We start from the raw sequence: 25,450 nt of genomic DNA on the forward strand, positions 1-25,450 counted from the left end.
CAAACCGCTAATCTGACATGACCTTCCGGAGGAAAACATGGCAAACGTCGAACAATTCAAGGACGACCTGGAAAATAACGCTGACGGCCTGGTGGGCGGAAGCCGGGGCGACTTCATGGAAGCGGTGGGCGAGGCCGTCTATGCTCGCGTCGAAAGCCACCAGCTGGACGGCATCATTGCAGCGTATCTAACGCTGCAGGAGGTGCTGGATGAGAACGCAGACAACCTGGACGACGAGGCCGACGAGGCAATCCAGAACGCTACCGACGAATTCAATGAGACGGTCGGCAAGATCCTCGGTGTGTAGTCGTCGGCCAGCCGTGACCGCGCGTTGCGGTCATTCATGTATCGGCGGGCGCCAGGTCAGCGCAACGACGAAAAGCTTGCGCGAATTTCCTGCGTGAAGATCTGCGGCTGTTCCCAGGCCGCGAAGTGGCCGCCCTTGGGAAGGCGGTTGTAATGCATCAGCTTCGGGTACGCCTGTTCCGTCCAACTGCGCGGCGCGGCGTAGATCTCGTCGGGAAAGACGCTCACGGCGACCGGAATCGGTACATGTTTCGGCGCGAAAAAATTCAACTTGTTTTCCCAGTACAGCCGCGCCGACGAGATCGCCGTGCCTGTCAGCCAGTAAAGCGTGACGTTGTCCAGAACGTCGTCGCGTGTCAGCCCTTCCGGCTGTCCGTCGAAAACGCGCGCGATCATCGCCTGGCTGCTCGCGTCGTGGTCCAGCATCCATGCAGCAGAACCGATGGGCGAATCTTCGATGCCGTAGAGCGTCTGCGGACGGTTCGCCATTTCGAGCGCATACCCAAGCCCGTGCTTGTAGAAGAAATCAAGCTGGTCGAAGGCATGCTTTTCGTCGGCTGACAGATTGGCCGGCGCAGGCTTGCCGTATTTCAACGCATCCGCAATGTCGTCCGGAACAGTGGCCGGCATATTCGTATGCATCGCAAGCAAACCGGGCGGCGTCAGCAGCGCCATCTGCTCGGTCACGGCATTGCCCCAGTCGCCGCCCTGCGCGACATAACGTGTGTAGCCGAGTCGCTGCATGAGCACGACCCATGCACGCGCGATGCGCCCAGGGTCCCAACCGGTCGTCGTCGGTTTGCCCGAAAAGCCGTACCCCGGCAACGACGGGATCACGACATGGAACGCGTCTGCGGCCGCGCCACCATAAGCGGTCGGGTTCGTTAGCGGCTCGATAATCTTCATTTGCTCGATGATTGAACCCGGCCAACCATGCGTGACGATCATCGGCATCGCGTTCGCGTGCCTGGACCGCACGTGGACGAAATGAATGTCGAGTCCGTCCATTTCGGTCACGAACTGCGGCTGAGCGTTGAGTTTCGCTTCGACCTTCCGCCAGTCGTAGTCAGTAGTCCAGTAACGCGCGAGGCGCTGCATCGTCACGAGCTGCACGCCTTGAGTGGCGTCGGAGACAGTTTCGCGCGTGGGCCACTTCGTCGCCTTGACGCGCCGTCGCAAGTCGGCGAGTTGCGCGTCCGACGCGTGAACGCGCAACGGACGCAGCGCAGTCTTGTCGCCGCCGCCAGGCTGCGAGGTGCTCGTGATCGATGTATCGGCAAACGAGAACCGCGGCGCTGAACCTGCGGCGACGACGGCTGCCGCCGCACTGATGAACTTACGGCGCGAAGAGATTTCGGGAAGAAGATCGTCTGACATGCCAACTCCTTCGAACGCAGTACTACTCGAGCGCATGCGGCCTTCAATTCCCGGGCTCGGACACAGTGAGCTCATTGTTCACGTGGCTGACACCTGCAACCTTCGAAGCAGCCGCTTGTGCGGAGTCGATCTGCGACTGATCCGATGCGGAACCCGTCAGCGTGACCGTGCTGCCGTGCGCCAGCACGTTGATGTGCGAAGAGTTCAGCCCCTTGACCTTCGTTAGCGACTGACGCACTGCGTGGCTCAGCGCGCGATTCTCGGCTCGCATCTCCTTCTTGCTGGTGCCGCCAGTACTGGCAGCCGATGAGTCGGCAGCCCACGCGGTGCCAACGCCGATAAGGGACGTCGCCGTGAATGCCGTTGCGGCCGCCACGGTAAGGATGATTGCTCTGGTTTGCATGCCTGGCTCCTTTCGGTGATAAGTTCACGCACGATGCACGGGTACATCGGATAACAATCTCAATTACAGGAGATTGCGTGCGTCGTTTCAATCGTCATCGGGTATGTCAAACCATGCTGCCGGTATGCCTTTCATAAACCAAAGAGAGCGCGACTACTTGCACAACGATTGACTCGGTGAATTCGACATCGACTCAAGCCGCCTCGGAAGCTAGCGGCAGCGTGAAGAAAAAGCGCGCGCCGCCATGCACCGACGCGTTGTCGGCGCCAATTTCGCCACCGTGCATTTCAATGATCGAGCGGCAGATCGGAAGACCCATGCCCATGCCACTTACCTTGGTCGTGAAGAAGCTTTCGAATACGCGCTGCATGTTGGGCTCGTCGAGCCCCGGGCCGCTGTCTTCTACGAAACAGGTGACACTCGTGGCATCGGGCAGATAGGTGCGAATCGTTATGTTGCCGCGCCGGCGTGACGTCGTTTTCATAGCTTGCATTGCATTGACGACGAGATTCACGATCACCTGTTGCAACTGCACGCGATCTGCAAGCACGGCGGGCGCCGGTCGCGCCCGCTTACGCATGATCGTGACGCCGAGCGCGTTCACATCGTGACGCAGGAACACCAACGCTTCATCGATCAACTCATCGAGCAGCGCGATCGAGCGCTTCAAGCCCTGGCGCACCGCCATGGTGCGAATGCGATCCACGATATCGACCGCTCGCTGCGCATCGATCTTGATGCGCTGATTGATGAGCCGCGCCTCTGCCACATCGGGCGTCTCGCGATCGAGCCAGCGCGTGCCAATCGAGCTGTTCATCGCAATCGCCGCAAGCGGCTGCTTTAACTCGTGCGCGATGGACGCGCTCAACTCTCCGAGCGTCGAAATGCGCGCGGCGTGCGCGAAGTCTGCCTGAAGCCGCTGCAGCATTTCTTGCGCGCGGACGCGCTCCGTCAGATCGACAAGACTGATCAGCGCAATGCCGAGATCTTCGGCCGCGCCAGGACGCGCGACCGTCAACAGAACGTCGATGATGCGCCCGTCGAGCGTGGGAAGCCTCGTGGTTTCCTGAAAGAGCGGTGCGCCGCCGTAACGGCTTTCCAACGCGCGCCTGAATGTGTCGGGGCTTTCCCGCCACACCCACGGCGACGGTCCGAGCAGCATGCTCCGGTCGTGCGCGCCGAACATTTTGGCCGCGTGATGATTGACCTCTTCGACGATGAGCAACTCCATCGCGCGATCCAGCCACCCGGGATGATGGTCTATGTACTCCGACAGATCTTCCACGCCCTGCCCGCGCAGCGACGACAGCAACGCGATCAGCGGTTGCGCGTCGATCTGCCATAAGCCGACGGGCATGTCGAAAAACAGACTGCGATAACGGTGCTCGCTTCGCAGCAACGCGGCATGAGCCTGCTTGCGGGTCGTGATGTCCTTGAGTGCTCCGAGCACCCGAATGCCCGCGTCGGCGTCGGCGATCACGTGCGCGAGCAATTGCAAGTGCCGCACCGAGCCGTCCGGCATCAGCAGCCGGTGCTCGACATCGAACGGCTGCCGGTCATGCGTGGCCCGATCGAACATGAGACGCACGAACGTCGCGTCGTCGGGATGCACCCGCGCCAGCATCAGTTCGAGTGTAGGAAGCGTGGCGAGATCGTAGTCGAAGATGCGAAAGCTTTGCTTCGACCAGAACAGCTCGCCGCTCGAGACATGCCAGTCGAAGCTGCCGGTGTTGCTGAGCCGCTGTGCGTCGGCGAGCAGCGCTTCGGCGTGTTGCAGGTCGGCATAAAGCCGCGCGGTTTCGAGCGACATTGCAGCCTGAGACGCGAGCATTCGCAACACGACCGTGCGCGGCGGCGTGAATACATTCGAAGCCAGGTTGTTTTCCAGATAGAGCACGCCAATCATCCGGCTCCGCTTGATGAGCGGCAGACACAGTATCGAGCGGCAATCGTGACGCATCACGTACTCGTCGGACGAGTAAGGACTGGTGGACGATGCATCGTCGAGTAACAGGCTGTCGCCTGTACGCATCACGTATCGCAACACGGATTCCGGTAGTTCTGCCTGTTCGATGGGCAGTCTGGGCAGACGCACCTCGACGGCATCGGCCCTTGTCGTCGCTTCTGCCTCCACGCACAATTCGTTGCGGCGCTTGAGCACCAGCACGCACCGATCGGCGCCGGCGTGTTCAAGCGACAAGGCCATTAACGTATGGATCAACTCGTTGAGGTCGATATCGCTGAATATTGCGCTCGACACGTTGACGACGGTTGCCAGGTCGAGCTGTTCGTTGGACATGGCAATGGTGCCGTCGAATTTCGATGTGCCGGGACGCACTCGCGTATGACTGCGCGTCAACTGGGTGACTTTGGTCCAGGCGCCCCAGCGCTCGTAACATGAACGGGCGTTCATCAGATACGTATCCGCGACCGTCTCAAGACCGCAGTCCGCGTAAAAGCGCGCCGCCAGTTCATGCGCGAGCGCCTGGTTCTGAATGAAACCATGCTCGCGGGCCGAGCGCACGGCCTCCTCATAGTGATGCATCGCATCGGAATCGCGGCCCTCGAGACGCGCCAGCTCCGCCGAAATCAGCGCATGACGATGCCTGAAATTGCTCGGACAGTGGCTCGTCCAGACAGCGAACTTTTCGCACGTCGCGTGAATCGCGCGACGACAGGTGACTCGTTGTTCGTCGGTTGCCGATGCGTCGAGCGCCGCAAGTGTCAGCGCGTGGAAGAAGTAAAACGTCGCCTCTATTGGCAGCGCCATCACGGCGCCGATCACAGATTGCGCACAGTGTGCGGCGCGAAGCGCATCGTCGTATCGTCCTTCGAGATAGGCGAGCATCAGATTCATGATGTGGTGAAACGCGATCCCGCAGCCGAAATTCGACTTCGCGATAACGGCGAAAGACGCGTCGCCGTCGAATGCCACCGCATCCGTGAGTGCCCCGCCGCCTGCCTGACCTTGCAGCGCCGCAACAAAATGCTGCTGCAGCCGAATCGTTTCGTAGACTGCGTCATTGCGGCTTTGGCGTGCGAACGACGCGTGGCGCCCGGAACTGCGCTGCACGTCGGAAAGCGGTGCGCCCTTCTCGATCATCTGCCAGACCGTGGTGAACGCGAGGTATCCGGCAAAAGCCAGATCGCCCACGTCGAGACACGCGGCGCTCGCTCGTTCGAGTATCGGCAGATCGGTTACGACGTGACGCCGCCAGAAGTTGATGTGATTGCCGTGCAGATGGAGCAACTTGCCTTTGAAGCGCCGGTTGCCGAACTTGTCGTTCAACCTGAGCGACATCTCCGAGAACTGCACCGCGGACTCGATGTCTCCAAAACTCGACACCAGCATCAACGCGTAATTACCATAAGCAAAGCTGGACTTGTCGGTGTTGCCCGCGCGCAAGGACAAGTTCACCGCCTGCAGCGTTATGAGCGGATAAAACGCCGGCCGGGCGATGAACGCGCAAGGCATTGATTCAACCAGCAGGTCTACGATCGTCCAGGTGACCGGGTCCGATGCCACCGGCGCATCCACGAGCGTGTCGATGGGGCGCCCGGCGAGATTAACCGGTATCTTCCGCAACTCGGCGTCGATCTCGTTCTCGGCGGCGTCGTCGTGCAGCGGCAGCAATACGCCGAAATCGCGTAGTGCGAGGCGGGCCACCTCGAAGCTCTCGTCATACCGCCCGGCGACCTGGTATAGCTCCATGCGCAAGCCATAGACCTTTGCGCGATCCAGGTTCGAGCGCGACCGCTCGAGCATCATGTCGAACATCGTATCGGCGTCGGCGAAGTCGCCGGCCAGATACTCGCATTCGGAAAACGCCAGATAAAGCTCGAACGTCCGCTCGTAATGACGACTCCACGCGTCCGCGCCAAGCAGGGCGACGCCTTCTGCCAGATATGTGCGTGCTGAGGCGAACGCCGTCGAGTGCATGGCTCGCTGTCCCGCTGCATAGTTCAGCGCGACCATACGCTCACGCTCGTCGGCGTCGGTCATGAGCGAAGCGCCCCGGTTGAGATGATTGACGATGTCGAAGAGGAACTCGTCGAGCTCGCCCGCCGCGCGTCCGGAGGCCAGCGTGCGGCCGATGTGCAGGTGCGTCGCCGCACGTTCGCTCTCAGGAATCAGCGCGTAGGCGCCCTCCTGAACGCGATCGTGGGCAAACACATAGGCATCGTCGACACGGTGCACGAGCCCCGCTTTCATGGCCTCCCAGAGCTTCGCATCGATCGATGCCGCAGACTCCCCGTGAACGAGCTTCAGCGCATCGATCTTCGCGACGTTGCCGAGGATGGCGAGCCGGCTCAGCGCGTCGCGTGTATCGTCAGGCAAGCGGGAGAGTTTCGCAGCCATTAGCTCGACCACGTTTTCAGTCAATCTCTTGGCGCGGATGCGAGGCAGATCCCACGTCCAGATCGCGGCACGATGATCGAACGCAACCAACCCCTCGTCGGCAAGCGCCGTCAGGAACTGGATCACGAAAAACGGATTGCCGCCGGTCTTCTGATGAACAAGCTGCGCAAGCGGCTCGGCTGTCGCGGCGGAGCAGCGCAGCGAATCGGCGACGATCTCCGTGACGCTGCCGGCGCCAAGCGGCGCGAGATCGATGCGCTGCAGCGTCGTGCCGCTGCCCATTCCCGGACCGCTCATATCTTCGATCATTCGCGTGAGGCGATCTGCCGGATCGACATCGTTGTCACGATAAGCACCGACGAACAGCACGTGCATCACGTCCGGATGCGTCGCGAGGTGTCCGATCAGATCGAGCGTGGCAGCGTCGATCCACTGCATATCGTCGATGAACAACGCGAGCGGATGCTCGGGCCGCGCGAACACGCTGAGCAGGCGGCGAAATACGATATGAAAGCGATTGCGTGCGTCCTGTGGCGGCAACGCCGGGACCGGGGGCTGCTCCCCGATGATGAGAGCGAGTTCGGGAATCAGACCAACCATCAGTTGGCCATTCGGCCCGAGCGCCTCCGTCAACTCACGCCGCCAGCGCTCCAGTTCTGTATCGGTCTTGTTGAGCAGGTCGCGGACGAGCGACTGGAACGCGTGGGCCAGCGGCACGTAGGGCGTGTCGCGCTTGAACTGGTCGAACTTGCCTGAGGCGAAGCGTCCGCGCGAAGGCACCAGCGCCTTGTGCAACTCGTTCACCACCGACGTCTTGCCGATCCCCGCATAGCCGGAGACAAGCACCACCTGTGCGGCGCCGAACGTCACGACGCGATTGAAGGCCGCCAGCAGCGCATCGATCTCTGAATCGCGTCCGTAAAGCTTTTCCGGGATCATCAAGCGGTCGGACGCATCGTGCTTACCGAGCGCAAAGGGCGGGATTTCACCATCCGCTTCCCATGCGGACAAACACCGCTGCAAATCGGCCCGGACACCACCGGCAGTCTGGTAACGCTGCTCCGCCGTCTTGGCAAGCAGTCGCTCGACTACGTCGCCGACCGGCGCAGGCAGACCTTCGACACGTTGCGCAGCGGGCACCGGCCTGCGAGCGATATGACAATGAATCCATTCGATCGCTTCGGATGCGACGAATGGGGACGAACCCGTCAGCATCTCGTAGAGCGTCACGCCGAAGGAATACAGATCGCTGCGTGCATCGATTGAACGGTTCATGCGGCCGGTCTGCTCGGGCGCCATATACCTCAGCGTTCCTGCGATTATCTCGGGCGGCGCGGGCGGCTGATGTTCGTGTGGGAGCAGCGACGCAATGCCGAAGCCGGTCAGGCGGACATTGTCGTTCGCATCGACAAGCACATTGGCGGGCTTGATGTCCTTGTGGACGATTCCCCGCTCGTGCGCGTGTCCGATCGCCTGAGCGAGATTCACGGCGATGCGCAGGCACCGCGCCAGTTCGAGTGGCTTACCGAGAATCCGTATCAGCGGATCGCCGCCGGTGTCGTCGAGAATCAGCACGGGCGGCACGCGCCCAAGGTCGAGCGCGAGCGGCTGCGCGGCCCACTCCGGTTCGAGCAAGGGCGCAAGACCGTATTCGTGCTCGAGCCGCATGATGCTCTGCGACGCGGGCTGCGTGGCCACTAGCGCGAGCATCGAGATATGCGAGCCGGGCCGCTGTGCACGGCACAACAACAGTTCGCCGTCTTCGTGCAGCGGTTCGAGCGAAAAGCCGGTGAGATCCATGGAGATGCTCCTTCTCGCTGCTCTCTTCCGAGGAAGGCGACACCTGCCCGAAGGGCACGTATCGCTCTGCGAAGCGAAAAGTAGCCTAGCACGCGAGGAGCGCAATGCCCCTCGAATGAGTCGCCTGATCCGGCGGCTAGCGCCAGAGCGAGCCCGTGTAATCCGCGAGCCTCGCTTCCACGTCCGTCACCTTCTGCAAGCCGAGATCCATCAGTTGGGTAATCTTCTCCTGCGCAGCCGGCCGACCGACCGACGCGATGAAGGCGTCCCACTCGGTCGCGACGCTCGCGTCAGGCGGCAGGGTCTGCGCGTTGACGTGCTGCTTGATGACCGAAAGGGATTGCCTGTCGAACAGGCTGATACGGGTCGCGAGGTCGTCGACGAACGTATCCAGTTCGCTGTCCGGCATTGAACGATTGACGTACCCGTAGCGCTCGGCCAGCGCGCCGGGAAAGTCGTTGCCGCTCGTCAGCACCTCTAGCGCACGCCCGCGGCCGATCAGCCGCGAAAGACGCGTCATCGGGCCGCCGCCGGGGACAAGCGCTACGCCGATTTCCCACTGCGACATCAACGCGTGCTCGTTGCTGGCAAAGCGCATGTCGCTCGCCAATGCGAGTTCGCTGCCGACGCCTGACGCACGTCCTCGAATCTTCGCGATCGAGATGACAGACGACCGCCCGATGCGCACCAGCATATCGGGTAGCGGCGGCATGCCCGTTGGTCCCGGCGGCATGCTCGTAGTTGCATCGAGCGGCGGCACAAAGTCGTAGTGCGTGAGAAAGAAGCCGGGCACTGCGCTCTCGAACACGACCACTTTCACGTGCGGGTCCGCTTCGATCGCGCTGACGACCATGTTGAGCTGCGGCGTGGTATCGGGCCCGAAGATGTTGAAGGGCGGATTGTCGAAGACGACACGCCAGTAGGACGGGCTGGGACGTTCGATTCTAATCTGCGCGTTGGGACTATCCTGGGTCATGACGCTCTCCATGCAGGCAATGTCGGTTCGATGATGCGAGCTATCCGCGCAGCACTTTCAACAGGTCCTGCGCAACCGATTTCGACGAGGCGGGATTCTGTCCAGTGATCAGGCGTCCATCGATGATCGATAGCGGCTGCCAGTCGTCGACTTTCTCGAAGCGGCCGCCAAGGCGCTTTAACTCGTCTTCCACGAGAAAAGGCACTACATGAGTGAGCTGCACCGCCTCTTCCTCCGAATTGGTGAATCCGGAGACGCGCTTACCCTTGACGAGCGGCTCGCCGTTCGCCTTGACATGACGCAATACACCTGGCGAATGACAGACGAAGGCGACGGGCTTACCGCTGTCGTAGAAGCGCTCGATTAGCGCCACCGACTGCGGATCTTCAGCGAGATCCCACAAAGGTCCGTGGCCGCCGGGATAGAACACTGTGTCGTAGTCGTCGGCTTTCATGTCGCCGAGCTTCGCGGTGTTGGCGAGCACCCGCTGTGCGGCGGGGTCGCTCTTGAAGCGTTCGGTGAGTTCGGTCTTGCCTTCCGGCGTGTCGCTTTTCGGGTCGATGGGCGGCTGCCCGCCTTTCGGCGAACACACGGTGACATCGACGCCCGCGTCGAGAAATGTGAAATAAGGCGCTGAAAATTCCTCCAGCCAGAAACCTGTTTTTCTGCCGGTGTTGCCGAGTTGGTCATGTGAAGTCATCACCATCAATATCTTCATGGTCGCACCCTGCGTCGGAATATAACGTCGTGCCACGCGGTCGCGTGGTGCAGGAACTATAGACATGGAACCGGCGCCGGGGGCGGCTGGCGCATACCAACGTATAGTGTTCTATACAAGGTCGCGCACCACGGGATTCGTTGACCAGGCGACTTGCGGTCGTGCCATCGTTCGGTGGAACGGCATTTGTGAATGCACCAGAATGTTGCTCTTTGGCGTGTAGCAACAATTGACCTGTAACGATTCTGTTTGATCGGCAATCGCAACGTACCCGGCTGCAACTCGACAGATTTTTCCCAAGGAAGTCTGCTAGAGTTAGCCGCATCGCTGGCGCAAACTCTAATGACGTCAGCGCTTCAATCGCAAGCCGGCCCGCAAACATCAGGCCGGATCGGCCACGCGGCCGCTTCGATGGTCTTTCCCCTCCCCCACTTCCCATCGAATCGGTCTCGACGTTCGCCGGACGCAACTGCCCGAGGCCCGAGCGGCGCCGCCCCTACATCCGGCGCGCCGGAACGAAGCTTCGCCAAATCCGTTATTCAACGGCCCATTGATCGTGCGTCACCTACTCCCGCAGGAGCAGACATGGTGCCCAGATCGCAGTCCACATTAAACAGTACGAAGGCGGAAAACGAGACGCCGGTGGTGTATGTCATCGACGATGACGAGTCCATTCGCTTCACGCTGCAGAGCCTCGCTCGCTCTGTCAGGCTGCGGGTAGAGACGTTCGATTCGCCCGCAGACTTTCTTGCCTTCCCGAAGCACGACGCGCCGAGCTGCCTTATCCTCGATGTCCGGCTTCGCGGCGCGAGCGGTCTCACGTTTCAGGCGGAAGTCGCGCGGTACGGCCTTCGCATGCCGATCGTGTTCATGACCGCGTATGGCGACATCGAAATGAGCGTGAAAGCAATGAAGGCGGGTGCGCTCGACTTCTTTCAGAAGCCTTTTCGCGAGCAGGATATGGTCGACGCAATCGCGGATGCGCTGAAGCGCGATACCCTGCGTCGAGCTTCCGATAGAGCGCTGGCCGGCGTAATCTCCTCGTTCGAGTCATTGACGGTCCGTGAGCGGGAAGTAATGAAACGGGTCGTTACAGGCATGTTGAACAAGCAGATCGCGTATGAGTTGAATCTCAGTGAGATCACCGTGAAGATCCATCGTGGACAAGTCATGAAGAAGATGGCCTCGCGCAACTTGCCCGATCTTGTCAGAAAGGCCGAGGCGCTCGGCATGGAAGCCACGCGCGGTAATTCATCGGCTCTTCTGCCCACTGCGCGGGGCGCGCCGGGCGAGAACCCAGGCGTCGCTCGTCGCATCTAGCGCGAAAGACAGTGCATCGCCCAACGCTTTCGGGGCGGCGTTGCGCTGCCTCGGTACTTGCGACAGTCACCGTCGGGGACGGCAATCAGTAATCGGCAATCAGACCTGCGGCTGAGCCGGTTCAACGATATCGCCAGCGCAGACGACCACATTCCTTCCCCGTCTTTTGGCCGCGTACAGCGCCAGATCGGCGGAACTCGTCAATTCTTCCAGTGACGACGGATGCGACCGCCGACCGGTCGCGCACCCAATGCTGACCGTGAACGGTGGAATCGCCTCGGACGACGCTGACGGCTCCCGGTGTTCGACTTCTCGACGTATAGCTTCACCGATCTGAAACGCTCCGGCTTCGTCGGTATTGGGCAGCACGACAACAAACTCCTCTCCGCCGTATCGCGCGGCGAGATCGCCACAACGATGCACGTGCCATCGATACACTCCGCGAGATGTTTCAGCGCAATATCACCTTGAGCGTGACCATGACTGTCGTTGTATTGTTTGAAGTGGTCAGCATCGACAAACAGCAGCGACAACGAACCATCGCTGCGCTGCAGTCTCTCCCATTCGTTTTCGAGCACATTGTCGAGCGCACGCCGGTTTTTGAGCCCCGTCAATGGATCGGTTTGCGTTAGCTCCGTAAGCAGCACCTGCGTATTCGCGTGGTCGCGCAGAGCAAAAGCAAGGAGCCAGACCACGGTGCAAAACGCAATGCTCACAGACGAAGCGGAAACTCCGACTATCCATGACAATCGTTTCCACGAGGCCAGAACGTCGCTTTCCGCTGGCGCGACGACAGCAATGAGCGGCGTTCCGGGCACACGCTGAAACGTGTACAGACGAAGTACTCCGTCAGAAATCGACGGGGCAGTATAGAACCCGGAGTCATGGTTCACCATGCGCGGAAAGGTCGGTGACTTGCCTACGTTGACCAGCCCGGCCCGCGTGATAGGGGGATTCCTCGCTACGAGCGTGCCGTCTGTACGCACGATCGCGGCGATACCGTGCGCCCCCACGTCCAGTTTCGCGAGAAGCTGCCTGAAATATTCGACGTCGATGGCGACGATCGCCACTCCGCCGAACGACCCGTCGGGACGATTAATCCTTCTGCTCATCGCAATGGATTGGGCACCCGGCCGCGACCGCGCCGCATACACCGACGAGACATAAAGCCCGGCATCCGCCGACTCGCGATGCGCAATGAAATAGTCGCGGTCGCTAAAGTCCCAGGTGTGGGACCTGGAGCAGCAGCCGTCGATTACACGACCACGATCATCGGTGATTCCCATGCCGGTGACATACTCGGCAGCAGTCCGGTCGAACAGCAATTCGTGACGCAAGCTCCGATCCATGGTCTGGATAGCAGGCTTGTCGAGCGCGGCGATCAAGGTGCGCAGCGAATTGTCAGACGTTTCAATTGTTCGAGCGATGTTGGTAGCTAGAACCGCAGTGACGTTCCTGGACGTTTCATGAGCATGCTGAATCGCGGCGTCACGGGAGGCGAGGAGCGTGGCGAGGCTGATAGCCATCACGCCTAATGCCATCAGACTCCCTAGCGCACCGACGATCAATGGATGCCGGCCTGCGAGAACAGCTAGTTTTCCGGTGGTAATAGAAACGGACACTGTAACGTTCTGGTTAGAACACTCGGTTCAAAGATGTTCCTCCCGCGCGGTGACATTGCCTCCCGGTGAAGCGGGTTCTGTCGTGGAACAGAGGACTGCCGGAGTGTCGTGGCTAGCCAATGACCGGGTTTACGGCAAAGGCGGTAAAAAATGAAGTCCCGGATCCAGCCGCAAGCACATCTTGCCGCCGGAGGTTGGCACAGCAGTGGTTCAGCGGCGTTTTGAACGCTGGATGAAACGCGCGGTCTAGAATCGCGGGCTGGATTCAACCTCCTGCAGCGGAGCACCGCACGATGAAACGAATCTCTTTCGCCAACCAGCTTGTGCTTCTCTGGGCGTTGATCGCCGTGGTCTGCACACTGCTCGCCGGCGTGATCTGGCTGCTGTTCCAGACGGACCAGAGCCGGCAGATTTCCGCTGCGAGTCAACAATCCATCGCGGCTTGCGAGCATGTGGCGTCTCGTTACTCGCTGTCTCGCCTCGCCGCCAACAATCCTTACGATGCCGACCTGATGCATGCGGTACTCGATACCGTCCTCATTCAGGCTCCGAAAATCGAAGGAGGCTTCTGGAAGAACGACGCGGCAGGACCAACGCATGCCTCTCAAGACACATCCCGAGCGACGAACGGCTTTCTTGCCTATTCGTTCCCAACATATGAAGGCACCGGCGTTAAGCGCGATATCCCACAGGCAGAAACGCCGCTGATACTTCGCGCGCTGCACCGGGCCGCGTCGGCAGGTGCGGCCGTTTCTGATTCCGTTCCTGCAGGAGAAGGCGCAACCGTCGCCTCTGCGTGTCCCGTATCCGGTGGCCCTGCGCTCTATGCGTGGACCCTGACCAGGGCGCAAGCTCCTCTCGGGCAATATGGGCACATGCTCATGCTATCGCTGGTCGTCGTTCTAACGGCCATTCTGCTTCTCGCTCTTATCCTGGGCTTGGGCTTGCGCCGTTGGCGGAAAAATCTGTCGCAGCTCGAACAGTCTTTATCGTCCGGGACGGCAGCCTCGTGTTCCGAGCTTCCGTCTCCAGGCGAGCCCGACCTCGACAAAATCGTCAATGCTGTCAACGTCTTCGCTGCGCGCCTGAGGGAATCCCAAGCCCAGGCCTCCGCCTTGCACGAGAAGTTATCGCAAGCCGAGCGGTTTGCCTCTCTCGGCAAGCTGGCCGCACAGGTCGCGCATGAAATCCGCAATCCGCTCGGGGCCGTCAGGCTGAAGCTGGAAAACGCTCTGGCCCATGGAGGAGACACGCCGCGTCAATCGCTGACGTCGGCTCTCGGCCAGGTAGAGCGCATAGAAACTCAGGTAACGAGTCTGCTGGCTTTGACGCAGCCTGTCACGCTCGCAGTGAAGACAGTCGACGCCGCACAGTGGGTGACGTCGACGGCCGCGACACATCAGGAGCAAGCAAGAATCAAGGGCGTGACGCTGAGCGTCAATGCTGACCTCCCTGCGCCGTCGGGGCCGGGTGCTGACGCCGCGCCGGCGAAGTTCGATCCCTTACAGATGGCAAGAGCAGTCGATAATCTGATCCTGAATGCAATCCGGCACGCGCCGCCGCAAGGGAACGTCACCGTTAACGCAAATCGCGTCGAAACCGGTCACACGAGCCTGATGCGAATTGCTGTCGTCGATAATGGCCCGGGAGTTGCGTTAGCCGACCGCGAACGCATTTTCGAACCATTCGTCACGGGTCGGCCCGACGGCTCGGGACTCGGGCTCGCAGTGGCGAGAGAGGTGGCTACGGCGCATGGCGGCCGCGCGTATGTAGCCGATACGGAGAGCGGCGCGTGTTTCGTCATTGAGGTTCCATGGCACACATACTCGTAGTCGATGACGACAACGGCTTTCGCGAAGGCCTCGTCGAAACGCTGGTTGACCTCGGTCATAGCGTGGACGAGGCACGCTCCGGCGAACAGGCGCTGGAAATGCTCGAGAGCACGGGCGCGCCATTCACCTGCATGTTCCTGGATTTCCGCCTGCCTGGCATGGACGGCCTGGCAGTGCTGGACGCTCTTCGAAAAACGGCAAAGGGACAGGCGTTGCCAGTGGTGATGCTCACGGGTTTCGCATCGAGCGATAACACGATTGGGGCAATGACGCTGGGAGCGTTCGACCACTTGACCAAGCCGGTCGGTAGGCAGGCAATCCAGTCGCTACTCGCGCGCATCATCGCCTCCACGGGCACGAGTGAGTCCGCCGCGAACACATCGCATCCGTTCAGCGCGGAGTCGGCGGGCGCGAAGCCTCGGCTACTCGGAGTGAGCGAGACGTTGCGCGAGGTACAGAAACAGATCGGGCGAGCGGCATCGTCCGAAGCAACCGTCCTGTTTACCGGCGAAACAGGAACAGGAAAGGAAGTCGCTGCGCGCGTGCTTCATGATGCGTCAAGGCGCAGCGGCAAGCCGTTCGTCGCAGTGAATTGCGCGGCGATTCCCGCGGAACTCCTCGAAAGCGAATTGTTTGGTCACGTCAAAGGTGCGTTCACGGGTGCAACCGCGGACCGGCCCGGCTGCTTTGCAACGGCTGACGGCGGAACCTTGCTGCTCGATGAAATCGGCGACATGCCATTGCCGATGCAAGCCAAACTGTTACGGATAATCCAGGAGCGGCAGATCACCCCGCTCGGTTCCAATCGTGTGATTCCCGTCGACATCAGGCTGGTTGCCGCCACGCATAGAAACTTGCAGACCATGGTCGAGGCGGGTGAATTCAGGGAAGACCTGCTTTACCGGCTGAACATCATTCCAATCGCATTACCTCCGCTGCGCGAGCGGCTAGCAGATATCCTTCCGCTCGCCGAACACTTTCTTGCTGAGGTCGCGAAAGCGAGGTCACGCGAACTGCGTTTGTCGCTGCCGGCGCAGCATCTGCTCGTGGGTTACGCATGGCCCGGCAATGTGCGTGAACTGAGAAATGCAGTGGAACGCGCCGGCGCACTCGCGCCGGGAGCGATGATCACGGCGGAGGATCTCGGCTTTCTCAACGGCAAGGCGGACCTTGGCGAGCCACTAGTGGGTACCGGCCTGCTCGAGATGACGCTTCCCGACGCAGTGGAAACACTCGAGCGCGCGTTGATCTCCCACGCGTTGACGCTCGCGAGCAATAACCGCGCGGACGCAGCCCGGCGCCTCGGAATCAGCCGCCAGACGCTCTATGCAAAGCTGGCCGCGCTCAAGATCGAGTGAGGTGTCAAGCAAGCCGACACCAGGTGTCTGGATCATGGACAGATATCCTGCTGCATCGGGCGCGAAAGCCCTTTCTAAAGGGATGCGCTGCATGGCATAGCCTTTGCAAAAGTCTCCGTGTCGTTCATCGGAGAACATCATGGCTGTCAACCAATCCATCCAACCTTGCCTGCATGCCACGCCCGCAAGTCACACGCACTCCATCACGAAGCTTGCGCGGGCCGTAGCACTCTCGCTCGGTGCCGTCACCATTGCTTGCGCTGCTCAAACGCGGCCCGCCGAAGGCCCGGGCGCGCCTCCATCACCACCGCTCGCGGGCATGCCTGCGCCGGCAATCGCAGCACCTGACGCCCCTCCTCCACCGGCACGTGCACCCGTGCTTCCGACAGATCAGCAACAGGTACGAGTCGCGAGCGGTACGGTAAGCCGCTTTGTGATTAATCCCGAGGGCGATGTCGATGGCTTCGTTCTGCATGACGGCTCGCTGGTCCGCTTCCCGCCGCATATGGGTTCGCAACTGGTGAGCGTCGTTCATCGAGGTGATCCGGTTCGGATTGCCGGCGTGTCTAACGGAGCGGGCGACGTCGCAGCGCAGCGGATCACGAATGAACGGACGTCGCAGCAGATCGTCGATCAGCCGCCTCCGATCGGCGCAACGCCAATGCCGCCCACACTACGCGGCGCGGGTCTCGTGAAACTCAGCGTCAAGGGTCCTGTTGCGCGGGTCATGACGGCGCCTCACGGAGAACCCGACGGCGTGATGCTCGCCAACGGCACCATCATCAGGATGCCGCCGCCCGTCGCGCAACAGTTTGCGAATCTGCTGCGACCGGATGTAGTGGTTGCCGCGAGCGGCTACGGAACGCGCAATCAATACGGCGAAGCATTGCAGGCTACCGCTTTCGGCGCGCCCGACAACGTCACGCAGTTGTATAGCGACACGCGCAACTAATTAATCTTTACTGGAGCTACATCATGCATTGGATCGACCCAACTTGCCTGCAGGAAACTCGCGGTACCGTCAGCCAGTTTCTGCTGAATTCCCATGGAGAACTGGACGGCCTGATTCTCGGCAACGGCAGACAGGTGCATTTCCCGCCGCATCTGTCCGGTCAAATCGTCAAACACATCAGCGTGGGCGACAAGGTTCGCGTGCGCGGAGTCAAGCCGCGCGCCGCCGATATCGTCGCTGCTGTTCAGTTGACGTCGGCAACAGGCGTCGAGATTGTCGACGAAGGCCCGCACGGTCATGGCAAAAAGCACGAGAAGCCGCACGCAAACACGCGCCCCATCGAGTTAAGTGGAGAAGTGAAGCTCTCGCTTTATGGGCCGAAAGGAGAACTGCGCGGTGCATTGCTGAGCGACGGCACTTCCCTGCGGATGGCTCCGCACGCCGCAGACGAACTGTCCAGCTACCTCGCCCCCGGCGCGCACATACAGGTGTGGGGTCACGCAGTGAAGAACCGGTACGGAAAGACTATCGAAGTCGAGCACATCGCGGAACTCGTCGGTGACGATGACGTTTCGATGAACGCGGATTGATCGCAAAGTCATTGGCGGAAAGCGGATTCGAACCGCACGGTAACGGGAGGAAATGGTGAACGCGGATCGTGCACAGCAATCAGTGGAGCGCGAAGCAACCGTGCGTCCATCGTCCCGAAGTCTGCGCGGTCTCGATGCGCTCAACTTCCTGATGGCCGATGTTCGCGACGGTTTGGGGCCCTTCCTGTCGGTGTATCTCAAGGGCACCCAGCACTGGAGCTCGGGGAACATCGGCCTCGTCATGGCCGCGAGCGGCATTGCAGCGGCAATCTGCCAGATCCCCGCTGGCCTGATTGTCGACGCAGTTCGCGTGAAGCGGCTGCTGATCGCGATATCGGGTTTGCTGGTGGCAGCGGGATGTATTCTCATCGCGTTTCTTCCGAAGCTTCCCACCGTGCTGGCCGCGCAGATCACGCTCGGCGCAGCGTCCGCCATTATTCCTCCCTGTCTTGCCGCGCTGAGCCTTGGCGTGGTCGGTCACTGTCTCATGCCCGCACGGATCAGCCGAAACGAAGGGTTCAACCACGCAGGGAACTTCACGGCTGCAATTCTGGCGGGCGGTCTTGGACAGTATGTCGGCGTTAAATGGCTGTTCTACCTCGTATGCGCGTTTGCAATAGCAAGTGCCCTCGTGGTCCTGCTGATCAACCCGAAAGAGATTGACCATGAGCTTGCACGCGGTGCCGACAGCACTTCAAATGAAAACACGCGCCACAACCCGCTCAGCTTCTCAGCGCTATGGAAGAAGCGTGACCTGAAGGTGTTCATTGTCTCCGTGATGCTCTTTCACTTCGGCAACGCGGCCATGCTGCCGCTGGCGGGCCAGGTCATCGCTAAAGTGCATCCGGGAATGGATGTCATCGCACTGAGCGCGTGCGTAATCGCTGCGCAACTCGTCATGGTTGCGGTCGCGGCGGGCGTGGGTCGCGCGCTACGCAGGGGATTTGGACGCAAGAGCATATTCCTCGTTGCATTGGCTGTGCTGCCGGTGCGAGGTGTGCTCTTTTCTATGACCAGCAGCCCCTATGCGGTGGTCCTGATCCAGTTACTCGATGGGATTGCTGCGGGCATCTTCGGCGTGATCGGCGTGGTTATCGCGTCCGACGTGATGCGCGGAACGGGGCGATTCAATCTTGCTCAGGGTCTGATGGCGCTTGCGGTCGGAATAGGCGCGGCACTCAGCAATGTGACGGGCGGCTATGTCGTCGAGAAGTTCGGCTTCGCCTCGGGGTTCCTCACCCTGGCTGCAATCAGCGTGTTTGCGCTCGTCTTTTTCGCGGTGTTCATGCCAGAAACACGACCTGACAACGATGCCGAATCAGCTCCAGACGCGCGGCCGTCAGAATTGATCTCCGCCCGCAACTGATTGCACAGAGAGTAAGTGCTTTTTCTGGCGATTGTGGTTTTGCACAAACCCGTCATAACTTGTTATACGAAATTTCAACGGTTACAATTTGGATCAGGTTACCGGAGAACGCCTGATGCCCGCACAAGAATTCCTCATACTCGCCGACAACCCCGCGCTGGATTTTCTCAACACCCTCGCGCAAGGTGATGACGGGCCGGTGGAGTACCTGTCGACCAATAAAGACGTGATAGCCTGGCTGCAGAGAATGGATTATCTCGGTGAGCGTGGCCCGCGCGCCTTTCCGCGTGACGTCCTGGCAGAGAGAGCGCGGACGTTGAGAGAAACGATCCGGAAACTGCTTATGCAGCGCAAACTTGGCAAGAACATTGATGTCGGTGCGCTCAACTCGTTTCTAATGCACGGCAGATACACAGTACAACTGGCGCGGGCAAACAACGGCGAGTTGGAAGTCAGAGATCACTATGATATCGACACACCCGAACAGCTTTTGGCACCCGTAGCCCGAGCTGCCGCGGAGTTGATCGCGACGGGCGACTTCGATCTGGTTCGCAAGTGCGAGGCAGACGATTGCGTACTATGGTTCTACGACAGGACCAAAGCGCATCGCAGAAGGTGGTGCAGCATGGCCCTTTGCGGGAACCGTCACAAAGTAGCGCAATTTCGCCAACGTCAGAAAGACAATGCGGAGCTTGAGTAAAGCGCTCCGCGAGCAATTACATTCCGCCCGCCCTTACTTTCCGATGATAAGAACCGCGCCATCCACTTTTGAAGCGCGGTCAGCCTTCACAGCGAAAGGCCGCCGCGCGCGATTCGGCGTGCACGACTACCTGTGTTAGCTTCGAAGCGATGACGACGCACCGCGAATCACGCAAGTTAACCAAGCAACTCCCTGATCGCCGAAGCAATCTCTTGCGCGTGCGTTTCAAGTGCGAAGTGTCCGGTATCGAGCATCGTCACCGTCGCTTGCGGGATATCACGGCGAAAGGCCTCAGCGCCAGGCGGAATAAAGAACGGATCGTGCTTGCCCCAGATAACCAGCGTAGGCGGTTTCGCGTCGCGGAAAAACTTCTGGAACGTCGGGTACATCTTCACATTCGACGCGTAGTCCAGGAACAGATCTAGCTGGATATCTTTTTGGCCCGGACGCTCCAGCAGCGCTGCATCGAGTGTGTAGGACTCAGGTGCGATCGAGTCCGGATTCGATACGCCGTGCACATACTGAAATCTGGTTCCTTCGTAGTTCAACACTGCGTCGTGAACCACTTGCCGGTTGGCCGCCGAAGGTTCGGCCCAATACTTTCTGATCGGCGCCCAGGCGTCCCCTAAACCCTCTTCGTACGCGTTGCCGTTTTGCGAAATCAGTGCGCGTACGCGCTCCGGGTACTTCACTGCGAGACGAAAACCTGTCGGCGCTCCATAGTCGAACACGTAAATTGCGTAACTCGTAAGTTCGAGCTTGTCGACAAAGGCCGCCACTGTCTCTGCCAGGGCATCGAACGTGTATTTGTAATGACGCGAGTCAGGAACGTTCGTAAAGCCGAAGCCCGGTAAGTCTGGCGCGATGACCCTATAGCGGTCGGCGAGTCTTGGAATCAGATCGCGATACATGTGGGACGACGAAGGAAACCCGTGGAGAAGCAGGACCACCGGTGCATCTTTCTCGCCTGCTTCCCGATAGAACATATCGATGCCATCTGCCTCGATACGCTTGATCGATACCGATGGAATGTTGTTGCCGTTAGCCATGAAGACCTCCAGTAGAGATGCAGGATCGAGCCGGCTCGCTGCGAGTTGTGGCCTCTATCGTAGACGTCTTTCGTAACTTTTCAAAGTTGTTTTTAACGGTTACTAGATCTGTGCGTGAATCGTTGCCCTGGACAATCTGGCGCGAGTGCGAGCGACGCGGCTCATAACAGCGAAGCGCCAATGGACAAGAGCAAATCCAGCGATGAATGCGTCGGACCGCCGGATTCTGCAACCTGTTTTTCGGCAGTTAGCAGTAGTGTTAGTGACTACAAGCACATCAACCGCGCTCGGTCATTTAAATGTCGATCACCACGTCGTCCTGCGGTCGGCAGCAGCAGATCAACACGTTCCCGCGTGCCGGTGGGTCGAGCGGATCGGGATCGTAGCTGATGGAACCGGAGACCAGTCCGCTCTCGCAGTTGTGACAGACCCCAGTGCGGCATGACCATCTAACGGGCACATCGCATGCCTCGGCTAACTCCAGAATGCTTTGATAAGCCGAGCCGTTCCAGTGCGCAGCAATGCCACTGCGCGCGAACGAGACCAGCGGACCGGTGTTAGCCTCGTCCATGGGGCGATGCGGCGTTCGTTTCTGCGAATCGACGATACCAGGATTCAACGACTCTCCGCCGTTGAACGTCTCGGCATGAATCCGCTCCGGCGCAATGTCCAACGCGGCCAGCGCTTTCTTCATGTCAACCATGAAAGGCGCCGGTCCGCACAGATAGACATCTGCATCGCGAGAAACGCCAACCTCGCTCAGGATTTGCTGCGACAGTCGCCCGGTCGCGTCGAAATCTTCATCGAGCCGGTCATTCGGTCCTGCCGCGCTATAACAAACGTAGCTGCGGCCATGCGCGAGCGAGAGCATGAGGCGTCGCGCTTCCGCGGCGAATGGATGATGCTGCCGGTTACGTGCGGTATGCAGCCACAAGACCTGCCGCGTCGAGTGTTGCGACGACAGCGCGTGCAGCATAGCCAGAACGGGCGTTGCGCCGATTCCTGCGCTGAGCAGTACGATCGGGCCCTCTCCTGGCTGCAGGACGAAGCTTCCACGGGGTGAACTGACATCGAGGGAATCCCCTGCCTGCACGTGCTGGCGCAACCACGCTCCAGCCAACCCGTTGGACTCAATTTTGACGCTTATCCGGTAGCTTCCTGCGGACAGCGAGCCCGAGAGCGAGTAGCTGCGAAACAGCGGCGGCCCGTCCGTGGTCGGTCGAAGACGCAACACCACATACTGGCCCGGCAAGGCTGGTTGCAATTGACCGTCCGCACTTTTCAGCGTGAACGACACAACGTCTGCCGATTCCTCTTCGATAGCGGCCACCGTGAGCGGCCGGAATCCAGGCTGAACCGCGTGGCGCGCCGCCGCGGGCGCTAGCCCGGCGTTCCCCCTCGCCGCGCCGGTCGTGCGGCTTTGAAGTAACGCCTCGAACGAGGAACGCCAGCCCGGCGACAGCGCTTTGATTCGCAACGCGCGCTCGAGCAGGTCGAGCGGGTGATCCGGCGAATAGAGCAGCGCATTGATCTGCGCGACCGTCATTTGCTCTTCTGCCTCGGCGACTTTCACTATCTCATCGCCCGCGCCCACCTCGCCCTCTTGCACGACGCGCAAATAGAACCCAGGTCTTCCACTCGATGTGAGCAACGCCGGCATTCGCGGCTCGTTCGTTCGAATGCCGACGCGATAACAGGTGACGCGCGGTTGCGTCACCTCGAACAGCGCGTTGCCGATGCGATATCGGTCGCCAATGCACACGAGCGTGTCGGGCAGTCCTTCGACCGTGAAGTTCTCGCCAAACTGTCCGTGCACGAAGTCGGACCTGTTCAACTCCTGCTGCCAGTGACGATATGAGTCGGTCTGATAGACGAAGACGGCGCGCTGCTCACCACCGTGCCCGGCTAGGTCACCTTGACCGTCGCCCGCCAGATTCAGCCGCGCCGCCCAGCATCGACCTTGCACGGGACTCTTCCAGATGCCGGTGTGAACCGTACGGCCTTTCCATTCGATGTCTCGCGGAAGTCCAACATTCACCGATAGCAGTCGAGCCATTATTTGCTCCGCAGTTGGGCGAGTTCGCGACTGCACGCCGCCATCGATGAATTCGACCGGGCAGCACCTCGTGGGCCGTCAGGTTGCGACCCGGGCCGCGCCGCGATCGCCGTCCGGCTTCGTCCAAGACATTGAGACTGAATAGTAGGTGGCACATAGAGCCGGCGCAACGACCGTTTTATGGCGTTTCGCGCTATGGGCCGGAGGGCATCCTTCCCGGTCGGGACGCGGGGTCCTCACAATTCGCTATCGACGCAAAAAAGTTGTAGACGACTGGTCTACTACTAGATATAGTCCACCTCATGGCTACTGCAAACATCACCGAGACGGCTGACACCCGCGACAACATCATCGCCGTCGGGCAGCGAATCATCGGCGCGAAAGGTTTTTCAGCCGTGGGGCTGAACGAGATCCTGTCCGCCGCGGGCGTGCCTAAGGGCTCGTTTTATCACTACTTCGGTTCGAAAGACGCGTTTGGCGTGGCACTGCTCGAAAGCTATTTCGACGAATACCTGGCTGACATGGACCATACGCTGGGCGAGCCGGGTTTGACGATGGCGCAGCGCCTGATGAATTACTGGCAGATCTGGCAGGAGACTCAGTCATTCTCCGACTGTCAGGGCAAGTGTCTTGCAGTGAAGCTGGGCGCGGAGGTTGCGGACATGTCCGAAGCGATGCGCGCCACACTAAAACGCGGCACGTCGGGCATCGTCGAACGGTTGGCGCGCGCTATTCAGGCCGGCGTGGAGGAAGGCTCCCTCTCGGTGAGCGAAGAGCCGCTGAGCGCAGCGCAAAGTCTCTATCAGCTTTGGCTGGGCGCGAGCGTAATGGTGAAGATCGTGCGCAATCTGCAGCCGTTCGAGACTGCCATGGCGAGCACCCGGTTGATGCTTCACCCCGTTTCCGGCTAAAAAGCAAATATACGCGGCGCCTTTACGAAGTACCTTTCCCATCGTTTTTCACTAGACGACTGGTCTACTACGTTGCAGACTAACCGTCCCACCCGAAGGAGAAGCAACATGAAAGTACTGATGGTTCTAACGTCGCACGATCAATTGGGCAACACAGGCCGCAAGACCGGATTCTGGCTCGAAGAACTGGCAGCGCCCTACTACGCGTTCAAGGATGCGGGCGCGGAGATCGTGCTTGCTTCGCCGCAAGGTGGGCAACCGCCGCTCGATCCGAAAAGCAACGAGCCGGCCAATCAGACCGATTCGACCCGTCGCTTCGAGGCCGATGAAGCCGCAAAGGCGCAACTTGCGGCCACAGTTCGCCTCGACAGCGTTTCGCATGCGCAGTTCGACACGGTCTTCTATCCCGGCGGTCACGGGCCACTGTGGGATCTCGCGGAGGACAGGCATTCCATCGAATTGATACAGTCGTTTATCGCGGCCGGCAAGCCCGTTGCGCTCGTGTGCCACGCTCCGGGTGTGCTGCGCCATGTCACCACAGCGGACGGGAAGCCGCTGGTCGAGGGCAAGCAGGTCACGGGCTTCGCTAATTCCGAGGAAGCCGCGGTGGGGCTGACCGAAATCGTGCCGTTCCTCGTGGAAGACGAACTGAAGGCCCGGGGCGGCATCTATTCGAAGTCCGACGACTGGGCGCCGTACGTCGTCACCGACGGCCTTCTGATTACCGGTCAGAACCCTGCTTCGTCGTCGCCCGCAGCCGCAACTTTGATGAAGCACCCGGCACTTCGCGCGCAGTGACAAACGCAGGCTCGCCAGCGCGGGCTGTCACATCGCTGCCGTATGGCCGCTTGTGGCAGCTCGTGGCAGTGGCGCGATCACCGGTATCGCGGGCGACACCTGGATGTCACTTGCCGCCGGTGACATCGAGGAAGGTGCCCGTGATGAAAGAAGCCTCTTCGCTTGCGAGCCATAGGATTGCCCGCGCAACTTCCTCGGGCTGGCCGCCTCTTCCCATCGGAATCGAGTCTTTGACGCGATCCACTCGTCCAGGCTCGCCACCGCTAGCATGCATGTCAGTGTAGATGTGCCCGGGGCGAACACAGTTGACGCGTATCCCGTCCCGCGCAACTTCTTTGGCAAAGCCGGTAGTGAATGTCTCGACAGCGCCCTTGGATGCAGCGTAGTCGACATATTCGTTCGGACTGCCAAGCCTGGCCGATGCCGATGAAACGTTGATTACGACGCCACCGCGCCCTTTGTAACGATGCGACATGCGCTTCACCGCCTGTTGCGCACAAAGGATCGGACCTATCGCGTTGACGGCGAAGATGCGCTGCATCCGCGCGAATTCGAGATTTTCCAGTGCGGACTGCTGCGCAATTATCGCGGCGTTGTTCACCAGCACATCGATCCGGCCGAACTTCCGGTCAATCGCCGCAAATAGCTGGGCGACCTGCTCAGGATCGGCGCTGTCTGCACGCACGGCCAAAGCCCGGCGTCCGACAGCTTCGACATCGGCCGCCACGGCACGGGCGGCCGATTCATCGGAAACGAAACTGATCGCTACATCGTAACCGTGTGCGGCAGCAAGCCGCGCAGTCGCCGCGCCTACGCCACGGCCTCCGCCCGTTATCAGAATCAGCGGTGCCTGCGAAACAGTATTCATTGAGCGAACCTCCATATGATGGCGAGATACTGGTTTGGGCTGAGATAGAACCGGCGCGAGCGGTTGAGTAAGAGCCAGCGGGCGTCGC

General features: G+C 60.4%; 18 protein-coding genes and 1 pseudogene. 10 read left to right on the forward strand and 9 right to left on the reverse strand.

Annotation, left to right across the window (positions count from 1 at the left end; translation table 11 throughout):
- Positions 1 to 37: 37 nt before the first annotated feature.
- A complete protein-coding gene (locus tag OH764_RS30335) occupies positions 38 to 307 on the forward strand; it encodes a hypothetical protein (RefSeq protein ID WP_498849733.1) in 270 nt (89 codons plus the stop codon).
- Positions 308 to 363: 56 nt separating this feature from the next.
- Here the strand turns inward: OH764_RS30335 and OH764_RS30340 are convergent, their stop codons facing one another.
- The 5 genes from OH764_RS30340 to OH764_RS30360 form a co-directional block, all read right to left on the reverse strand.
- Positions 364 to 1,683: an epoxide hydrolase family protein gene (locus OH764_RS30340; RefSeq protein ID WP_498849734.1), complete on the reverse strand. Its 1,320-nt coding sequence runs from the start codon at positions 1,681 to 1,683 to the stop codon at positions 364 to 366.
- Between the two features lie 43 nt (positions 1,684 to 1,726).
- Entirely contained in the window at positions 1,727 to 2,086 is a 360-nt protein-coding gene (locus tag OH764_RS30345) for a BON domain-containing protein (RefSeq protein WP_498849735.1), read from the reverse strand.
- A 193-nt stretch (positions 2,087 to 2,279) separates the two neighbouring features.
- Entirely contained in the window at positions 2,280 to 8,246 is a 5,967-nt protein-coding gene (locus OH764_RS30350; RefSeq protein WP_498849736.1) for an AAA family ATPase, read from the reverse strand.
- A 136-nt stretch (positions 8,247 to 8,382) separates the two neighbouring features.
- Positions 8,383 to 9,222: an enoyl-CoA hydratase/isomerase family protein gene (locus tag OH764_RS30355; RefSeq protein ID WP_498849737.1), complete on the reverse strand. Its 840-nt coding sequence runs from the start codon at positions 9,220 to 9,222 to the stop codon at positions 8,383 to 8,385.
- A 40-nt stretch (positions 9,223 to 9,262) separates the two neighbouring features.
- Entirely contained in the window at positions 9,263 to 9,940 is a 678-nt protein-coding gene (locus tag OH764_RS30360; protein ID WP_498849738.1) for a type 1 glutamine amidotransferase domain-containing protein, read from the reverse strand.
- Positions 9,941 to 10,525: 585 nt separating this feature from the next.
- Between OH764_RS30360 and OH764_RS30365 the strand changes: the two genes are divergently transcribed.
- Positions 10,526 to 11,260 (forward strand): response regulator transcription factor, encoded by a 735-nt coding sequence (locus tag OH764_RS30365; RefSeq protein ID WP_498849739.1) that lies wholly within the window; start codon positions 10,526 to 10,528, stop codon positions 11,258 to 11,260.
- Positions 11,261 to 11,359: 99 nt separating this feature from the next.
- Here OH764_RS30365 and OH764_RS30370 read toward each other — a convergent pair.
- Positions 11,360 to 12,882 (reverse strand): annotated as a pseudogene (locus tag OH764_RS30370) (sensor domain-containing diguanylate cyclase).
- A gap of 293 nt (positions 12,883 to 13,175) precedes the next feature.
- Here OH764_RS30370 and OH764_RS30375 point away from each other — a divergent pair.
- From OH764_RS30375 to OH764_RS30400, 6 genes are all read left to right on the forward strand, one after another.
- Positions 13,176 to 14,714 (forward strand): sensor histidine kinase, encoded by a 1,539-nt coding sequence (locus OH764_RS30375; protein ID WP_498849740.1) that lies wholly within the window; start codon positions 13,176 to 13,178, stop codon positions 14,712 to 14,714.
- Positions 14,696 to 16,072: a sigma-54-dependent transcriptional regulator gene (locus OH764_RS30380; protein WP_498849741.1), complete on the forward strand. Its 1,377-nt coding sequence runs from the start codon at positions 14,696 to 14,698 to the stop codon at positions 16,070 to 16,072. The genes OH764_RS30375 and OH764_RS30380 overlap by 19 nt, the downstream gene beginning before the upstream one ends.
- A 139-nt stretch (positions 16,073 to 16,211) precedes the next feature.
- Positions 16,212 to 17,024, forward strand: a complete 813-nt coding sequence (locus OH764_RS30385; RefSeq protein WP_498849742.1) for a hypothetical protein — start codon at positions 16,212 to 16,214, stop codon at positions 17,022 to 17,024.
- Between the two features lie 23 nt (positions 17,025 to 17,047).
- Complete coding sequence (locus tag OH764_RS30390; RefSeq protein WP_498849743.1) at positions 17,048 to 17,614, forward strand: hypothetical protein; 567 nt, start codon at positions 17,048 to 17,050, stop codon at positions 17,612 to 17,614.
- A gap of 52 nt (positions 17,615 to 17,666) precedes the next feature.
- Positions 17,667 to 18,980, forward strand: coding sequence for an MFS transporter (locus OH764_RS30395; protein ID WP_498849744.1), 1,314 nt, complete (start codon positions 17,667 to 17,669; stop codon positions 18,978 to 18,980).
- Positions 18,981 to 19,095: 115 nt separating this feature from the next.
- Positions 19,096 to 19,680, forward strand: coding sequence for a CGNR zinc finger domain-containing protein (locus tag OH764_RS30400; RefSeq protein ID WP_498849745.1), 585 nt, complete (start codon positions 19,096 to 19,098; stop codon positions 19,678 to 19,680).
- Between the two features lie 176 nt (positions 19,681 to 19,856).
- Here the strand turns inward: OH764_RS30400 and OH764_RS30405 are convergent, their stop codons facing one another.
- Both OH764_RS30405 and OH764_RS30410 read right to left on the reverse strand, forming a co-directional pair.
- Positions 19,857 to 20,729: an alpha/beta fold hydrolase gene (locus OH764_RS30405; RefSeq protein WP_498849746.1), complete on the reverse strand. Its 873-nt coding sequence runs from the start codon at positions 20,727 to 20,729 to the stop codon at positions 19,857 to 19,859.
- Positions 20,730 to 21,024: 295 nt separating this feature from the next.
- A complete protein-coding gene (locus OH764_RS30410; RefSeq protein WP_498849747.1) occupies positions 21,025 to 22,785 on the reverse strand; it encodes an MOSC domain-containing protein in 1,761 nt (586 codons plus the stop codon).
- A gap of 302 nt (positions 22,786 to 23,087) precedes the next feature.
- Here OH764_RS30410 and OH764_RS30415 point away from each other — a divergent pair, with 302 nt between their 5' ends.
- On the forward strand, positions 23,088 to 23,696 hold the full coding sequence (locus OH764_RS30415; RefSeq protein WP_498849748.1) for a TetR/AcrR family transcriptional regulator: 609 nt from the start codon (positions 23,088 to 23,090) through the stop codon (positions 23,694 to 23,696).
- A 108-nt stretch (positions 23,697 to 23,804) separates the two neighbouring features.
- The gene (locus OH764_RS30420) at positions 23,805 to 24,494 is read left to right on the forward strand and encodes a type 1 glutamine amidotransferase domain-containing protein (RefSeq protein ID WP_498849749.1); all 690 of its coding nucleotides are present in this window, start codon (positions 23,805 to 23,807) and stop codon (positions 24,492 to 24,494) included.
- Between the two features lie 106 nt (positions 24,495 to 24,600).
- Here the strand turns inward: OH764_RS30420 and OH764_RS30425 are convergent, their stop codons facing one another.
- Positions 24,601 to 25,362: a Rossmann-fold NAD(P)-binding domain-containing protein gene (locus OH764_RS30425; protein WP_498849750.1), complete on the reverse strand. Its 762-nt coding sequence runs from the start codon at positions 25,360 to 25,362 to the stop codon at positions 24,601 to 24,603.
- Positions 25,363 to 25,450: the final 88 nt, after the last annotated feature.

This window comes from Burkholderia sp. M6-3 (assembly GCF_050858985.1).
GTDB classification, from domain to species: Bacteria; Pseudomonadota; Gammaproteobacteria; order Burkholderiales; family Burkholderiaceae; genus Paraburkholderia; species Paraburkholderia caledonica.

Excerpts from the sequence above, each read along its gene's own strand:
- OH764_RS30335 (WP_498849733.1), top strand. The coding sequence starts at position 38 with ATGGCAAACGTCGAACAATTCAAGGACGACCTGGAAAATAACGCTGAC.
- OH764_RS30340 (WP_498849734.1), bottom strand. The coding sequence starts at position 1,683 with ATGTCAGACGATCTTCTTCCCGAAATCTCTTCGCGCCGTAAGTTCATC.
- OH764_RS30345 (WP_498849735.1), bottom strand. The coding sequence starts at position 2,086 with ATGCAAACCAGAGCAATCATCCTTACCGTGGCGGCCGCAACGGCATTC.
- OH764_RS30350 (WP_498849736.1), bottom strand. The coding sequence starts at position 8,246 with ATGGATCTCACCGGCTTTTCGCTCGAACCGCTGCACGAAGACGGCGAA.
- OH764_RS30355 (WP_498849737.1), bottom strand. The coding sequence starts at position 9,222 with ATGACCCAGGATAGTCCCAACGCGCAGATTAGAATCGAACGTCCCAGC.
- OH764_RS30360 (WP_498849738.1), bottom strand. The coding sequence starts at position 9,940 with ATGAAGATATTGATGGTGATGACTTCACATGACCAACTCGGCAACACC.
- OH764_RS30365 (WP_498849739.1), top strand. The coding sequence starts at position 10,526 with ATGGTGCCCAGATCGCAGTCCACATTAAACAGTACGAAGGCGGAAAAC.
- OH764_RS30375 (WP_498849740.1), top strand. The coding sequence starts at position 13,176 with ATGAAACGAATCTCTTTCGCCAACCAGCTTGTGCTTCTCTGGGCGTTG.
- OH764_RS30380 (WP_498849741.1), top strand. The coding sequence starts at position 14,696 with ATGGCACACATACTCGTAGTCGATGACGACAACGGCTTTCGCGAAGGC.
- OH764_RS30385 (WP_498849742.1), top strand. The coding sequence starts at position 16,212 with ATGGCTGTCAACCAATCCATCCAACCTTGCCTGCATGCCACGCCCGCA.
- OH764_RS30390 (WP_498849743.1), top strand. The coding sequence starts at position 17,048 with ATGCATTGGATCGACCCAACTTGCCTGCAGGAAACTCGCGGTACCGTC.
- OH764_RS30395 (WP_498849744.1), top strand. The coding sequence starts at position 17,667 with ATGGTGAACGCGGATCGTGCACAGCAATCAGTGGAGCGCGAAGCAACC.
- OH764_RS30400 (WP_498849745.1), top strand. The coding sequence starts at position 19,096 with ATGCCCGCACAAGAATTCCTCATACTCGCCGACAACCCCGCGCTGGAT.
- OH764_RS30405 (WP_498849746.1), bottom strand. The coding sequence starts at position 20,729 with ATGGCTAACGGCAACAACATTCCATCGGTATCGATCAAGCGTATCGAG.
- OH764_RS30410 (WP_498849747.1), bottom strand. The coding sequence starts at position 22,785 with ATGGCTCGACTGCTATCGGTGAATGTTGGACTTCCGCGAGACATCGAA.
- OH764_RS30415 (WP_498849748.1), top strand. The coding sequence starts at position 23,088 with ATGGCTACTGCAAACATCACCGAGACGGCTGACACCCGCGACAACATC.
- OH764_RS30420 (WP_498849749.1), top strand. The coding sequence starts at position 23,805 with ATGAAAGTACTGATGGTTCTAACGTCGCACGATCAATTGGGCAACACA.
- OH764_RS30425 (WP_498849750.1), bottom strand. The coding sequence starts at position 25,362 with ATGAATACTGTTTCGCAGGCACCGCTGATTCTGATAACGGGCGGAGGC.